The 15,860-nt window shown below is 52.4% G+C and carries 13 protein-coding genes; 3 read left to right on the top strand and 10 right to left on the bottom strand.

The window, feature by feature from the left end; genetic code table 11:
- Positions 1–186 precede the first annotated feature (186 nt).
- Positions 187–1,410, bottom strand: a complete 1,224-nt coding sequence (sstT, locus tag ACTHTS_RS05500) for a serine/threonine transporter SstT (protein WP_440369461.1) — start codon at positions 1,408–1,410, stop codon at positions 187–189.
- 449 nt (positions 1,411–1,859) lie between these two features.
- Between sstT and ACTHTS_RS05495 the strand changes: the two genes are divergently transcribed.
- Together ACTHTS_RS05495 and ACTHTS_RS05490 are read left to right on the top strand one after the other, a co-directional pair.
- Positions 1,860–3,701 carry an autotransporter assembly complex protein TamA gene (locus tag ACTHTS_RS05495; protein WP_440369460.1) on the top strand — a complete coding sequence of 614 codons (1,842 nt, stop codon included), beginning with the start codon at positions 1,860–1,862 and terminating at the stop codon, positions 3,699–3,701.
- Between the two features lie 81 nt (positions 3,702–3,782).
- Positions 3,783–7,931, top strand: coding sequence for a translocation/assembly module TamB domain-containing protein (locus tag ACTHTS_RS05490; RefSeq protein WP_440369459.1), 4,149 nt, complete (start codon positions 3,783–3,785; stop codon positions 7,929–7,931).
- Positions 7,932–8,169: 238 nt separating this feature from the next.
- Here ACTHTS_RS05490 and ACTHTS_RS05485 read toward each other — a convergent pair whose 3' ends face one another.
- From ACTHTS_RS05485 to ACTHTS_RS05445, 9 genes are all read right to left on the bottom strand, one after another.
- Positions 8,170–8,343: a hypothetical protein gene (locus ACTHTS_RS05485; RefSeq protein ID WP_049323681.1), complete on the bottom strand. Its 174-nt coding sequence runs from the start codon at positions 8,341–8,343 to the stop codon at positions 8,170–8,172.
- 12 nt (positions 8,344–8,355) lie between these two features.
- Complete coding sequence (locus ACTHTS_RS05480; RefSeq protein WP_107857761.1) at positions 8,356–8,934, bottom strand: sigma-70 family RNA polymerase sigma factor; 579 nt, start codon at positions 8,932–8,934, stop codon at positions 8,356–8,358.
- A 142-nt stretch (positions 8,935–9,076) separates the two neighbouring features.
- Positions 9,077–9,763, bottom strand: a complete 687-nt coding sequence (locus ACTHTS_RS05475; RefSeq protein WP_440369458.1) for an HvfC family RiPP maturation protein — start codon at positions 9,761–9,763, stop codon at positions 9,077–9,079.
- Positions 9,753–10,595, bottom strand: coding sequence for an HvfB family MNIO-type RiPP peptide maturase (locus tag ACTHTS_RS05470; RefSeq protein ID WP_063068582.1), 843 nt, complete (start codon positions 10,593–10,595; stop codon positions 9,753–9,755). Before ACTHTS_RS05470 ends, ACTHTS_RS05475 begins: the two co-directional genes overlap by 11 nt.
- An 86-nt stretch (positions 10,596–10,681) precedes the next feature.
- On the bottom strand, positions 10,682–10,999 hold the full coding sequence (locus ACTHTS_RS05465; protein ID WP_003686668.1) for an HvfA family oxazolone/thioamide-modified RiPP metallophore: 318 nt from the start codon (positions 10,997–10,999) through the stop codon (positions 10,682–10,684).
- Between the two features lie 83 nt (positions 11,000–11,082).
- Positions 11,083–11,532 (bottom strand): HvfX family Cu-binding RiPP maturation protein, encoded by a 450-nt coding sequence (locus tag ACTHTS_RS05460; protein ID WP_440369457.1) that lies wholly within the window; start codon positions 11,530–11,532, stop codon positions 11,083–11,085.
- A gap of 223 nt (positions 11,533–11,755) precedes the next feature.
- Entirely contained in the window at positions 11,756–14,065 is a 2,310-nt protein-coding gene (recQ, locus tag ACTHTS_RS05455; RefSeq protein ID WP_440369456.1) for a DNA helicase RecQ, read from the bottom strand.
- A gap of 216 nt (positions 14,066–14,281) precedes the next feature.
- Complete coding sequence (locus ACTHTS_RS05450; protein ID WP_049323689.1) at positions 14,282–14,617, bottom strand: zinc ribbon domain-containing protein YjdM; 336 nt, start codon at positions 14,615–14,617, stop codon at positions 14,282–14,284.
- Positions 14,618–14,676: 59 nt separating this feature from the next.
- On the bottom strand, positions 14,677–15,015 hold the full coding sequence (locus ACTHTS_RS05445; protein ID WP_440369455.1) for a hypothetical protein: 339 nt from the start codon (positions 15,013–15,015) through the stop codon (positions 14,677–14,679).
- A 444-nt stretch (positions 15,016–15,459) separates the two neighbouring features.
- On the opposite strand from ACTHTS_RS05445, the gene ACTHTS_RS05440 reads away from it, so the two are divergent.
- A partial coding sequence (locus ACTHTS_RS05440; protein ID WP_440369454.1) for a DUF2167 domain-containing protein occupies positions 15,460–15,860 on the top strand: 401 nt, incomplete at its 3' end.

The following is a 15,860-nucleotide window of genomic DNA, read 5'->3' as shown; positions in this document are numbered from 1 at the left end:
AGGTGTTCAAATACATTCAAGACTGTATTTTACGGGAAAAATCCGACTGATGACAGCGGATACCGTCAGGCCGACCAAACCAATCTATCGGCTTGACCATCTAAAAATCCCTTTCCCTTTACATAAAACAAAGGCCGTCTGAAACTTTTCAGACGGCCTTTGCTGGATTTAGGTTGCCCTTAAAAATCACTCTTTACGTTGACGGCCCAAATCGGCAGCGGCAGTAAACAAAACGTCGGTGGAAGAGTTCAACGCAGTTTCTGCAGAGTCTTGAATCACGCCGATGATGAAGCCGACGGCAACTACCTGCATGGCCACATCGTTATCGATACCGAACAGGCTGCACGCCAAAGGAATCAGCAGCAACGAACCACCGGCCACACCGGACGCGCCACACGCGCTGACGGTAGCCACCAGGCTCAGCAGCAGGGCTGTGGCGAAGTCAACCGTAATGCCTTGCGTGTGCGCCGCAGCCATCGCCAAAACGGTAATGGTGATTGCCGCACCGGCCATATTGATGGTTGCACCCAATGGAATGGAGATAGAGTAAGTGTCTTCGTGCAGGCCCAGTTTTTTCGCCAATGCCATGTTCACAGGGATATTGGCGGCGGAAGAACGGGTAAAGAAGGCATACACGCCGCTTTCGCGCAGGCAGGTAAACACCAGCGGGAAAGGGTTGCTGCGGATTTGCGTCCACACAATAATCGGATTGACCACCAAAGCGATAAACAGCATACAGCCGAGCAATACGGCCAACAGCTGCATATAACCGGCAAGCGCTTCAAAACCGGTTTCCGCAATAGTAGAAGATACCAAGCCGAAAATACCCAGCGGCGCAAAACGGATAATCCATTTCACAACGGTCGAAACGGTATCGGCCAAGTCGGCCGCCACTTGGCGGGTCGTATCCGAACCGTGATGACGCAAAGCCGCGCCCAATACCAAAGCCCAAGCCAAAATGCCGATATAGTTGGCATTGGCCAGCGCGTTAATCGGGTTGGCCACCAAATTCATCAGCAGTGTTTTCAATACTTCGACAATGCCGGAAGGCGGCGCAACGGATACATCGCCGGCTGTACGCAAAATCAGCGTGGTCGGGAATGCCATGCTGGCGACAACCGCCACCACAGCCGCTGCAAACGTACCGAAAATATACAAAATCAAAATCGGTTTGATGTGGGCCTGATTGCCTTTTTGGTGTTGCGCAATGGCGGCAGTCACCAAAACGAATACCAAAATCGGTGCGATAGCCTTAAGCGCACCGACAAACAGGCTGCCCAGCAGTCCTGCGCTGATACCGACTTGCGGCGAAACTGCACCCACAATAATACCTAAAACCAAGCCGATGGCGATTTGCGCCACCAGGCTGACGCGATTGAGCGCGTTCAAAATCGGATTGCCACTTGCCATATCCGTTCCTTCACAATTTAAAGATATGTTAAAAAAGTCTTACATTCTAAAATAAAAAATCATTTGTCGGCGATGTTTTCATGCACACCTCACAAAAACAGCATTAAAGTTTAGTATTTATGACACAGTTGGCACTTTATGCCAAAAATACAGTCAAACCCTCTCAAATCCTACTTTCAAGCATACCCATACCGTTGCCTTATCCTTCCATATCTTGATTTCAGACGGCCTGAAATCTGCGCCATAAGGCCGAATACAAAGGCAACTTCATCAGTCAAAATACAAAAGCATAAATATTACAATCAGATAGAAACAAACCAAAATCCGCCCTTACGTCGCATTTTGCAACGTTATCGCGCTAAATTTCCGTTTATAACCATAGCCTGAAAGCTTGCAGAAATAATGTTAAAATCTCCACACTGAAGAATTGTCGCTGTCGAACACACATCATGACCAAACTGACCTACCCTGTTTTATTTGCATCATTGGCGCTCGCCTACGGACACGCGTTGGCAGTAGATACTTCCGTTCCCAAAGCGGAAGACTACGAGGCCGTTCCCGAATCCGAAATGCCCAAGCAGCCCAAAGACGACCAAACAGGCAAACTCAAGCCCAAATTCCCCGTCAAAATCGACACCCAAGATAGCGAAGTAAAAGAAATGCTTGAGAAATACCTGCCGCTGATTACCCAGCAGCAGGACGAAGAGTTGGACAAAGAGCAGGTCGGCTTTCTCGCCGAAGAGGCACCCGACAACGTCAAAACCATGCTCCAGACCAAAGGCTATTTCAATAGCAACGTCAATATTCAAGACCACGGCGAAAGCTACACCGTCAACGTCACCCCCGGCCCGCGCACCAAAGTCGACAACGTCAGCGTGGCCATCCTCGGCGACGTATTGAATGACGACAACTTGGCCGAATACTACCAAAATGCGATGGAAAACTGGCAGCAGCCCGTCGGCGAAAACTTCGACCAAGACGGCTGGAGTGCAAGTAAAACCTCCGTACTCAGCGCGGTAACACGCAAAAAATATCCATTGGCAAAACTCACCACCACCCAAGCCACCATCAATCCCAATACCCAAAAAGCCGACTTGAACGTCATCGTGGAGAGCAACCGCCCCATTTACTTCGGCGACTTCCAAATCACCGGCGCACGCCGCTACCCTGAGAGCGTGGTTTCCGGCATGGCGCGCTTCCAACCCGGTTCGCCTTACGACTTAGACAAAATCCTCGACCTGCAACAGGCGCTCGAACAAAACGGCCACTATTCCGGCGCGTCCGTACAGGCCGATTTCGATCAACTGCAAGGCGACCGCGTTCCCGTCAAAATCAACGTGACCGAAGTCAAACGCCACAAACTGGAAACCGGTATCCGCTACGACTCCGAATACGGAATCGGCGGCCGCATCGCCTACGACTATTACAACCTCTTTAACAAAGGTTATATCGGTTCCATCGTTTGGGACATGGACAAATACGAAACCACGCTGGCCGCCGGTATCAGCCAACCGCGCAACAACCGCGGCAACTACTGGACAAGCAACGTTTCCTACAACCGCTCGACCACGCAAAACCTTGAAAAACGCGCCCTGTCCAGCGGCATTTGGTATGTCCGCGACCGCAACAATATCGATGCCCGCTTCGGCCTCGAATTTATTACCGAAGACCGCAAGGTCCCCGACACCAGCTACGATTTAGGCCGAAGCCATGCCACCATGCTGACCGCCTCATGGAAACGGCAAAGCATCGAAACCGAGCTGCACCCTCAAAACGGCTATTACCTCGACGGCAAAATCGGTACAACTTTGGGCAAACTCCTCTCCTCCACTCAAATAGCACGCGCCACGGCACGGGCAGGCTATTTCTTCACGCCTGAAAACAAAAAAATCGGTACGTTCATCGTACGCGGACAGGCAGGCTACGTTTATGCCCGCGAAGGCGAAGAAGTACCGTCCAGCCTGATGTTCCGCACCGGCGGCGCAACTTCCGTACGCGGTTACGAACTCGACAGCATCGGCTTGGCCGGCCCCAACGGCTCCGTCCTGCCGCAACGCGCCTTGGTGGTCGGCAGCCTCGAATATCAATTCCCGGTTACCAAAAGCTTCTCCGGCGCCATCTTCCACGATGTCGGCGATGCGGCAAGCAACTTCAAACACATGACCTTAAAACACGGTACCGGCTTGGGCGTGCGCTGGTTCAGCCCGGTTGCGCCGTTCTCCTTCGACATTGCCTACGGCCACCACGACAAAAAAATCCGCTGGCACATCAGCTTAGGCACAAGGTTTTAAAAAAATATACTCACCATCCATTCTTTCAGACGGCCTCAGCCATTCCCGGCCGTCTGAACAACAGACAAACAGAAAAATATCATGACCGATACTGCAAACACTTCCACGCCGTCTGAACAACAGCCCGCCCCGCCAAAGCGCAAAAAACGCCTGTTGCGCGGCTTTGTCCTGTCCGCCTTGGGCGTATTGACCGTTTCCGCCGGCGCAATCGGCTGGCTGGTCGGTACGGAATCGGGTTTGCGTTTCGGTTTGTACAAAATCCCGTCATGGTTCGGTGTCAAAATCTCCTCGGATACGCTGAAAGGCACGCTGATTGAAGGTTTTGAAGGCGACAAATGGTTGATTGAAACAGAAGGTGCGGACATCAAAATCAGCAGCTTCCGTTTTGATTGGAAACCGTCCGAGCTGTTCCGTCCGTCCTTGCACATTACCGAAGTCGTGGCCGGCGACATCGCCATCGTGACCAAACGCACGCCGCCCAAAGAAGAAGAGCCTTCAAAAGGTCTGCCCGACAGCATAGACCTGCCCGTTACCGCCTATCTCGACCGTTTGGAAACTGGCAAAATCAGCGTGGGCAAGCGTTTTGAGAAGCAGACCGTCTATCTTGACCATCTGCACGCGGCCTACCATTACGACAAAAAAGAACACCGCCTCCACATCAAAACCGCCGATACGCCATGGAGCAGCTCGACAGGTGCGGTGGTGCTCGGTTTGAACAAACCCTACGTCCTCAATACCGCCATCTACACCAAAGGCCAGCTTGAGGGCGAAACCATACACGGTACGGTGCGCCTGTGGGGCAGCCTGCAAGACGTATCCACCGACCTGCTGCTCGACGGCGACAACGTTCATTTGTCTGCCAAATCCACCATCCACCCATTCGCCGACAGCCTCAACGAAACCGTCGGCGAAATCCTGGTTAAAGGTTCCAACATCAATCCGCAGGCCTTCCTGCCCACCCTGCCCAAAGCACGTCTGAATTTCGATGCCACCACTATTCCGTCCTTTACAGACGGCGTTGCGCTGGAAGGCTCGATAGACTTGGAAAACGACCAAGCCGGTTTTGCCGATGAAAACCATATCCCCGTCAAACGCATCCTCGGTGAATTCATCGTCGACGACAAAGGCACGGTCATGATTGAAGACATCGGCGTCGACCTGCTCAAAGACGGCAGCATCGATGTATCCGGCTCAATCGATACCGCCCAAGACCAGCTCAAACTCGCACTGGGCATCAACAATACCGGCGCAGACGACTTTGTGCGTCAAAACATTGAAGGCCGTCTGAACGGCAGTATCGACGTCAAAGGCGAAACCTCCTCCCCCGTCATCAACTGGAATCTCGACAGCGGATTTGCGCGTACAGACGGCATGCTGTTTTTCCAAACCGACAAACAGCTCGGTCAGCGCACGCTTAAGCTCGACAAAGTCCGCCTGGTTCCGCAAAACGGCGGCGAACTCAACGCCAAAGGCTCGCTCGAACTTTTCAAAGACCGCAAACTGCAACTGGACATCGTCAGCAAAGCCTTCAACCCTGCGCGCATCGATCCGCAGCTTCCGCAAGGCAGCGTCAACGGCAACATCAACTTGACCGGCATACTGGCGCAAGAGAAATTCGCCGGCAAAATGCAGTTCGCACCGAGTACGCTCAACGGCGTTCCGCTCAGCGGCAAAGCCGACGTCGCCTATGAAAACAAACACCTCTCGCGCGCCCTGACCGACCTGACCCTCGGCAGCAACATCGTCAAAACCAACGGCAGCTTCGGCAAAAAAGGCGACCGCCTCAACCTCAACATTACCGCCCCCGATTTGTCGCGTTTCGGCTTCGGCTTGGGCGGCCTGCTCAACGCGCGCGGCTACATCTCCGGCAGCTTTTCAGACGGCCTCAAAACCCTTGAAGCCGATTTGAACGGCGAAGCACGCAACTTCAAAGTCGCCGATACCGTCAACATCCGCACCCTCGACTTCAAGCTTAAAGGTTCGCCCGATACCAACCGTCCGTTGAGTGCCGATATTAAAGGCGAACACATCGCCGTCTCCGGCGGCGCGGCCATGATTGACAACGTCAACCTGCTCATCAGCGGCACAGGCTCGCACCACCACATCCGCGGCAACAGCAGCATGGCGGTGGACAACAAACGCTATAAGCTCGACCTCGACGCCGCCGGCGGCCTCAACAAAGACCAAACCCAATGGAAAGGCACGGTCGACACGCTCGACATCAACGGCGCGTTCAACCTCAAACTGCAAAACCGCCTCAACCTCGAAGCCGGCAGCGAACGCGTTTCCCTCAGCAGCGCACGCTGGGCGGCCATGGGCGGCAGCCTCAACCTGCAAAATTTCGTTTGGGACAAAAAAGCCGGCATTACCAGTAAAGGCAGCGCGCAAAATCTGCACATTACCGAGTTGCACAACTTCTACACCCCGCCCATCGAACACAACCTCGTCTTGGGCGGCGACTGGGATTTGGCGTACAGTCAAAACGCGCGCGGCTTCCTCAACATCAGCCGACAAAGCGGCGACATCATCCTGCCGAGCAAAGATCCGAAAAACAAACAGCCTTTGGGACTTTCCGCGCTCGCCCTGCGCACCCGTTTCCAAAACGGTCGCATCGACAGCACGCTGGAAGGCAACACCCGCTTCGGCAAAGTTAACGGCACGCTCGGCATCGCCCAACAGTTCGGCAACAACATCAACAACGCCCCCGTCAACGGCAAGGTCAATATCAACGTTCCCGATTTGGGCTCGCTCAAATCCTTTATGCCGGCGACAGCCCAAGGCATTGCAGGCCGTCTGAACGCGACCGCCACCATCGGCGGCCGACTCGGTTCGCCCACAGTCAACAGCAACCTCGACCTCCAAACCAATTACGGCCGAGCAGACGGCATTGTCAACATCGGTCAGGGCACCAGCTTCGATACCGCCCCTCTGAGCGGCAAGCTTAACCTGAACGTTGCCAACCTCGAAGTCTTCCGCAACTTCCTGCCCGTCGGCCAAACCCTCAAAGGCCGTTTGAACGCTGCCGTCAACTTGGCAGGCCGTCTGAACGATCCACAACTGAGCGGCCTGATTAACGGCGACAACCTCTACTACCGCCATCAAACCCAAGGCCTGATTCTCGACAACGGCGTATTGCGTTCGCGCCTGCAAGGTCAAAAATGGGTCATCGACAGCCTCAAATTCCACCGTGGCGGCACGATTGAGCTCAAAGGCGCGGTCAACCTTGCCAACGCCAACCCCGATGTCGACGTGGACATCGTCTTCGACAAATACCGCACCCTCTCGCGTCCAAACCGCCAACTGCAGCTCTCCGGCGCGGCCAAAGTCCTCTACAATCCGGAAAAAGGCGTATCGCTCAACGGCACGCTCAACACCGACTACGGCAGGTTTGGTTCGCAAAAATCCTCCATGCCGACCCTCGACGACGACGTGGTCGTACTGGGCGAAACCCCAAAAGAAGCAACGGCCACCACGCCGATTAATATGAACCTTGTCTTGAATATCAACGACAATGTCCGTTTTGTCGGCTACGGCGCAGACGTTACCATCGGCGGCAAACTGGCCATCACGTCCCGTCCGGGCGAAGCCGTCCAAGGCGTTGGTACCGTGCGCGTTGTCAAAGGCCGCTACAAAGCCTACGGCCAAGACCTCGACATCACCAAAGGATCGGTTTCCTTTGTCGGCCCGCTGACCAATCCAAACCTCAACATCCGTGCCGAACGCCGCCTCTCCCCGGTCGGCGCTGGCGTCGAAGTCCTCGGCAGCCTCAACAATCCGCGCGTGACCTTGGTTGCCAAAGAAGCCATGAGTGAAAAAGACAAACTCTCCTGGCTCATCCTCAACCGTGCCAGCAGCGGCAGCGACGGCGACAACGCCACGCTCTCCGCGGCCGCCAGCGCATTGCTTGCCGGCCAAGTCAACGACCGCATCGGCCTTGTCGATGATTTGGGCTTCACCAGCAAACGCAGCCGCAACGCCCAAACCGGCGAGCTCAACCCTGCCGAACAAGTTCTGACCGTCGGCAAACAGCTTACCAACAACCTCTACGCAGGTTACGAATACGGCATCTCCAGCGCCGAACAATCCGTCAAACTCGTGTACCAACTGACCCGCGCCATCCAAGCCGTTGCCCGCATCGGCACGCGCTCCTCCGGCGGCGAGTTGAAATACACCATCCGCTTTGACAACTGGTTCGGCAAAGACGAACCCGAGCCGGAAGAACAACACTAAAAGCTGTGAAAAAGGCCGTCTGAAATTCATCTTTCAGACGGCCTTTATCTTGTTCTACCGTATCAAAATCCGCAGCCATGCCTCAAAAAACAAAGGCCAACGGCGCAAGTTTGAAAATAAATGCAGCTAAAAAAGTGAGTGGCAAACCATGACTTATTCCAAGTTAGCAATAAATAAAGCAGATACAAAAAGGCCGTCTGAAACTGACAGGGGCAGGTTTCAGACGGCCTTTTTTGAATCATCGAAACATCTTGTGCATGGCGTTGCTGATTAATTCGAGCTGTTTCTTATATTCGCGGCAACGGGGGCAGAGCGACAGGTGCACGGCAAGGGCAATGCGGTTAAAAAGACTGAGACGCACTTGGTCTTGCTGTTTGGAAATCAGATCGGTTATTTTGCGGCATTTTTTCATGGCATTTTCCTGTCAGGCATGGGAGAACCATTTGATTTGCAGGCACTGGCGCAAGGTTTCGCGCGCGCGGTGCATGATGGTGTGGTAGTTGGCATGGCTGATGCCGCATTGTTCGCGGATTTCATCGCTTGAAAAACCGAGAATTTCTTTCATGGTAAACACGCGGGCGGTGTTTTCCGGCAGATGGTAGAGGCAGGTCTGTAAAACTTGGTAGAACTCTTTATTGTTCAAACTGGCTTCGGGCGAGTCCCAACCCTGAGGCTGTCCTTCGTCCGTCCAATGCCCGTCGGCGGCAAAATGTCCTTCAAAGGCTTCATCCAAGGCTTCCTCGTCGCGCGTGACGAAAACTTGGCGTTGCCGCCCGATTTGGCGCAGGCAGTCGGTAATTTTGTTTTTTAAGATTGCAAACAACCAGCTGCTCACTTGGGCGCCGCCTTTGAAACCCTCGGCCGCACGGTAGGCGGAAAGCATGGTTTCCTGTACGAGGTCCTCCGCCAAATCGGGGCGGTCGGGCAGCTGGATATGGGCAAAGCGCAGCAGCAGTTTACGGGATTCGGCAAGCTCGGCATCGGTCAGTTCGGGTAGGGCCATAATGTATCAGTATGAAAGGAATGATCAATATACTTTTGATTTTACGCTGATACGGCAAGAGCATGCGATTGAATCTATAAACGATTTCAGTAGTATTTTTGTTTCGCCGAAACCGACTGCGTCCGTTTCAGACGGTCTTGGTTTATGCCACAACCAAAATGCCCTGTTCCAGCCATTCCGTCCATTTCTGCCTTAAGGCGTCCTGCCAAGCGTTTTCAGACGGCATAAACTCTGCCAGCATGGTTTGCAGGTCGTTTAGGGAAGCGGGCGTTTCTGCCAGCGTTTCCAGCAATAATGCGCCGAATCCATCAAGCGTTTGATACATCACGTCGTCTTCCTTATCGCGCCACACCAAAACGGCAGTTTCCGCCTCCTGCAATTCATCGGTCACGTCATACTGATAACGGCGCACAAAGGCGGCGGGAGAAAGGGTGTAAGCCAAATCGTCTGAATCGGCAGGCGAGGCTTCGCTGTCGGTTTGAGCGGTTTCGGCGAGCAGCTGGGTGTGTTCAAAGTCCATCAATGCCAAGAGGTCGTCTGAAAGCGGCAGGCTTTGGCAATATCGGAGAAACTCGCCGGGGATTTCTTGAAAATAGGGGGTTTGGGCGCGCGCGTCGCGGACGAAACCTTCTTTCAGACGGCCCCATTCTTCGCTGTCAAAGTATTGCAGCGTTTCGGTATAGCAGCGGTCGATAAAGCTGTGAATATTGTTGCGTATCAGGCGGATATAGACGTTCAGGCGCTCTTGCGGCAATCCGTCTGCGGCTTTGCCTTCGCGTATGGCTTGGGCAAAGCGGTGTTGGTATTGGACGGAGGTTTCAGGCTGCACGGCGGTATTCCTTTCCGGCACGCATTTGATAGTCGGCGATTTTGGCGACTTCGGCTTCGAGTTCGGCAAAAGGCGGAAAATTGAAATCGCGTTCCAACAGGGTGGGCGGAATCGTCGGCAGTTTGGCATAGGCGAGTTCGAGTAAATCCCAAACGGTCGGCAAAACCGCCGCGCCATGCGTATCAATCAAAAGCTCGGGCGTTTCCACATCATGTCCGGCAATATGGATATAGCACACGCGCTCTGCATCCACATTTTCTAAAAAGGCTTCAGGCGACAACAGTCCGTGGTTGACGGCGTTGACGTAAATATTGTTCACGTCCAAATGAATACCGCAGTCAGCTTCACGGGCAACCGCGTTGAGGAACTCGACCTCGTTCATCTCGGCAAGCGGGGAATGCAGGTAGTAGGACGTGTTTTCTACGGCAATACGGCAGCCCAACCGGTCTTGCACTTCGCGGATACGGCGCGCAGTATGTTGCACCATTTCTTCAGTGAAAGGCAGCGGCAACAAATCGTAAAGATGACCGCCGTCGTGGCAGTAGCTCAAATGGTCGGAGAAAAACGTGCAATCGTAACGGCGCATCATTTCTTTGATTCCGTCTATCAAATCGGTATCCAGCGGTGCTTGTCCGCCCAGCGACATGGATAATCCGTGTAACGCCAGCGGCAGCCGCTCTGCCACGCGGTCAAACTGTTTGCGCGCCCTACCGCCCATTTTCAGCCAGTTTTCGGGGGCGGCTTCGATAAAGCGTATCGGGCTGTCGTCTGAAAGCGAGAGGAAGTCTTCCGCCAAGTCGCGGCGGTAGCCCAAGCCTGCGTGTTGAATCATGGTGATGTCCTGTTATGGTGCCGTATGAACGACAAAGTCGCATTTTCGTTTGTAAAATGCGACTTTGTTAAAGGTATGTTGCAGGATTATTTAGAACCGCATTTACCTTCGCCGCATTTGCCTTCTACTACTTTGGCAGCTTTGGCTTTAGATGCTTTGCCTTTTTTAGCGTGAGTTTTTTCCACGGTTGAACCGCATTTGCCTTCGCCACATTTGCCTTCGCTTGCTTTAGAAACAGCGCTTGCACCGCATGAACCTTCACCGGCTTTAACTGCACCGCAAGAGCCTTGAGCAGATTTCTGAACACCTGCTTTGCTGCTTAACGGTTTATCAGCGGCAACAACGCCGGCAGCCAGAGACAGGGACAGCGCACCGGCCAAAGCAGCAGCTACATTTTTTTTCATTTTAACTTCCTTTTTAAAATATGGGTTTAAATAAATCAAGGGATAATATCGGGCATTTAAAGTCGGCCCGCGACCGTGAATCATTAAAGAAAATGCTTGATACGGCAACAGCGTTTCTTCAGCAGGGCATCCAAAGACAGACCGCCTGCGCCCTGCAATAGGACAGGAAATAAAACCACCAAATAAATCAGTGCCATTTTATAACCGTTGTCGCACACATTGTACCCTAAGCCGGTATGTACCGCAGACCATGCGACAGCCGTTACAACCATCAATCCCAGCGCGGACAGCCGCGTTGCCAAGCCGACGATGAGCAGCGCAGGCAAAACCAGTTCCGCCCACATGGCCAAATTCCAGTTGACCGTATCCGACAACAAATTGAACGGAAAGGGAAATTGGCTGTTGATATCTGCAAACCAGTTTTCCCCGTTCCATTTTTCCAAGCCGGATTCAAGAAATTCATACGCGGCAAAAAGCCTGAGCGTCAACAAACCGAAAGCAGCCTGCCAAGAGAGGTTGGATGAGGTGTTCATTTATTTTCCTAATCGATGTGTGTCGAATGGGATGGGACGAAAAATCCATCGGCACCATTCCATCTTTCATGCCTGTTTAGACGCGGCAGCTTTAAAAAACTGACGAAATAAATAAAGTTATTTTCTTATTCATTGTTTTATAAAGATTAAAAATTCAAAAAGGCCGTCTGAAACGCCATGCTTGATTGGGTTTCAGACGGCCTTTAATGATGAACGCGGTCAATCAATCCGCTTGTTTGCACAATTCGACAATTTCCGCGCCGTATTTGTCGGTTTTCTCCTCATTCATGCCGTGGATTTCCGCCAACTCCGCCAAATCTTGCGGCCGTCGGGCGGCAATCGCGCGCAGGGTAACTTTGCTGCATATCTGATAAGCTTCGAGGCCTTCATGGCGGGCAGTATCGATGTTCCACTGAAGCAGACGGCGCATTAAGCAGCGTTTGCGTTTGTCCTCTTCGCTCAGGCCGTCTGAAAACGGGCGGCAGATGTTTAAAATGCCCTCGCCGTATTGCTCGATACGTTTTTCGCCGAGTTTATACACGCCTAAAAGGTCGATGGGTTCGGCAGGCGTATTGGTCAGTAAGTCGTCCATGCTTTCGTTGGAGAATACCGTACCCAGCGTTACTTGATCGGCACTTGCCTGCTGCTCGCGCCAAGTTTCCAAAGCCCGTTTTAAGGCCTGTTCGCGCTCGCCCAAGCTGTGGATAACTTGTGCGCTGTCTGTGGAAACCGTACCGGCTTCAGCTGTTTCGCAAACGTCGAGTATCTCCAAACCAAATTTATTGATTTTCGCCTCGCCCAAGCCGTAGATTTGGTGTAAATCTTCCAAACTTCGGGGCATTTTTTCGACAATATCGCGCAGGGTTTTGTCGCCGCAAACCACATAGGCCGGCACTTCCTCTGCCCGGGCGCGTTGTTGCCGCCATTGGCGCAATGCCTGCCACAAACGCTCTTCGCGCTCGGTACGCAACCAATCGTCTTTTGGCTTTTGGGTGGCCGTTTTTTCGCGGCGCAGGGGGCGCAGCATGACTTCGGTTTCACCCTTGAGGACTTGTTTGGCCGCTTCGGTCAGCTGCAGGGCTTGATGCTGCTCGACGTTGACGGTGAGATAGCCCAAGCTGATGCACTGGCGGATGACACTGCGCCATTCCTTGTCGGTTTGCCCGTTGCCGATGCCGAATGTGGATAACTTGTCATGGCCGTTGCGCTGTATCCAATCGTCGCTTTTACCGCGCAAAAGGTTGGTGATGTAACCGGCGGCAAAACGTTGTCCGGCGCGGTACACGCAGCTGAGTAATTTTTGCACCAACACCGTACCGTCAAACCGTACGGGTGGATGCAGGCAGTTGTCGCAATGGCCGCAGGGTTCGGATTCTTCGCCGAAATGTTTGAGCAGCAGTACGCGGCGGCAGGCGGCAGTTTCGCAGACGGAAAGCATGGCATCAAGTTTTTGCATTTCGATTTGCTTTTGCACCTCGTCGCTGTTGCCTTCGGCAATCCGTTCGCGCAGCAACACCCAATCGTTCAAGCCGTAACACAGCCAGCTCACGGCAGGCAGCCCGTCCCGGCCGGCGCGCCCCGATTCCTGATAGAAATGTTCGACACTTTGGGGCATATCGAGATGGGCGACAAAGCGCACGTCGGGTTTGTCTATGCCCATGCCAAACGCCACCGTCGCCACCACGATAATATTGTCTTCATGCGTAAAGCGGCGTTGGTTTTCCTCGCGCACGTCCATGCTCAAACCGGCATGATACGGAATCGCCTCCAAGCCGTTTTCACACAAAAACTGCGCCACATCCTCGACTTTTTTACGGCTCAAACAATACACAATGCCGCTTTGCCCATGCATCTGCTTGCGGATGAAATCCAGCAATTGTTTTTTGCCATTATTTTTTTCGATAACCTGATAATAAATATTCGGGCGGTCAAAGCTGGAAATAAATTCGGGCGCATTATCCAAGTACAGATAATGCTTGATGTCGGCGCGCGTGGCCGCATCGGCGGTAGCGGTCAGGGCGATGCGCGGGACGTTCGGATAGCGTTCGGCAAGCATGCCGAGCTGTTGATACTCAGGGCGGAAATCGTGTCCCCATTGGCTGACGCAATGCGCCTCATCAATGGCAAACAGGCTGACGGTTTGTTGGTCGAGAAAACGTAAAAAGCGGTCGGTAACCAAGCGTTCCGGCGCGACATAAAGCAGTTTCAGACGGCCTTGGGCAAGCTTGTCGGCAATCTCGCGCGCCTCATCTGCCGATGTGCTGCTGTTGACTGCCGCCGCTTCAATCCCGGCCACATGCAGGCTGGCTACTTGGTCGTTCATCAGCGCAATCAGCGGCGATACGACAACCGCCACGCCTTCGCGCATCAGCGCCGGAATCTGGTAACACAAAGACTTACCCCCGCCTGTCGGCATCAGCACCATCAAACTCTCGCCGCCAGCCAAAGCATTAACGATAGCCTCCTGCTTGCCACGAAATTCGGGATAACCGAATACTTCGTGCAAAATCTGTTTGGCGGTCGGCTGAGGCATAATGGTTCCGTAGAATAGGGGAAAGCGTTATTTTAACGGTTTTACACTCGCGTATGTGCGGAACATTTTGCCACCGCTTTTTCAGACGGCCTGAAATTCAAATCTATTTAATTTATTTAATTTTAAATAAATATTTATTTTATTTTGAATGAAATGTATAAAGGCCGTCTGAATCCTAATCTTCGGATTTCAGACGGCCTTTCAAAAATAAAATCTTTAGGCTTTTTTGACGAACTCAGATTTCAAGTTCATCGCGCTGCCATCGATTTTGCAACCGATATTGTGGTCGCCCTCTTGCAGGCGGATGCCTTTGACTTTGGTGCCTTGCTTGATGACCATAGAGCTGCCTTTGACTTTCAGATCTTTAATCAAGACAACCGTATCGCCATCTTGCAATACCGCGCCGTTGGCATCTTTGACTTCCAAGGCATCATCGCCGGCAGCCGCAGCATCGGCCTCGTTCCACTCATGGGCGCACTCAGGGCAAACGTATTGAGCGCCGTCTTCGTAAGTGTATTCGGAGTGGCATTTCGGGCAGGGAGGTAGGGACATGAGGTTTCCTTATAAATATGATGAAAGAAGCGTAAAACGCAAATAATACAATGTCTAAATTATTGCTTCGCCTTGCTGCCGCCTGCGCCGTAAACGGCATTCCAAGCCGCGTCCAACATCTGGCCGGCTTGTTGCAGCTTGGCATTTTGCTGCTCTTTCTGAGCCAAGGCCGTCTGAATTTCTCCTTTCAAACGGTCAATATCGGATTGCGCTGCCTGCAAACGGCGCTGCGCGCTTTCCAAATCACTTTGCAGGGAAATGATTTTGCTGTCGTTGCTGTTTTGCTCATGCAAAGCGGCACGGTAAACCGATTGGACGGACAGCAAACGGTCTTCCGCCTCACCGGCATACGCGGCGGCGGCAGATAGCATCATCAGGGTAAGTAAGGTTTTTTTCATGGGTTTTCCTTTAAAGTTGTTTGATTTGTAAAGTAAAGCGCAGAGCCGATTTTTCAGCCGCCAAGTTTACAAAATATGCTTGTTGGTCTTTGTTCTTGATGGTTTATTTTATCCAATCCGGACATTCAGGCTGCCGATAAAAGTTAATTCAATCAACTGTTGTGGCAGGCAGGCGGCTATTATTTTCTCATATTCTCCGCCTTATTCCATTATTTTCTGGTTTTATTATAAAAGGCCGTCTGAAAAATTTTCAGACGGCCTTTTTGAATTTCACAACGATTGCTCTACCTCTCGTCAAAAAGCTTTCCTGTATTTTTAAATTACAGTCATATTTAAATATGTAAATATGATTTATTTATTGTAAAATTTACCCTTTAGTCATGCCGGAGCATATGGTGTTGCGGCTGTCTGCATCTTTTTTAATTCTTCTTCCATGAGAACCCTATGATGAAAAGCAACCATCTCGCCTATGCCGTTTTGGCAGCCCTACTATCTATCCAAACCCTGCCGGCTTCTGCAGCCAAAGCTGATACCGCTTCTGCCGTCGAGGCATCCGGGCAAGAAGCGCAACAAGCCTCAGATTCTATCGCGAACTACGTTGACGACCAAATCGTTCAAGGCCCGGCAACCGTTGATTTGGGCAATCAGGCCAAACTGAAACTGCCTGCAAAAATGGTCTTTGTGAAAAAAAATCGCGCCAACGCCATGATGAGGGAAACAGGCAACGCCACAGATCCCAACCGCTACGGCCTGATTCTCCCCGAGTCGGAAAACGAGGACAGTGACACCAATTGGATAGTAGACCTGACCTTTACCGATTCCGGCTATATCAAAGACGATGATGC

Source organism: Neisseria sp. P0019.S003, assembly GCF_051957115.1.
In the GTDB taxonomy this organism is placed as follows: Bacteria; Pseudomonadota; Gammaproteobacteria; order Burkholderiales; family Neisseriaceae; genus Neisseria; species Neisseria flavescens_D.
Note: the sequence above shows the minus strand (reverse complement) of the source record. Positions and strands in the feature narration are given on the sequence as shown.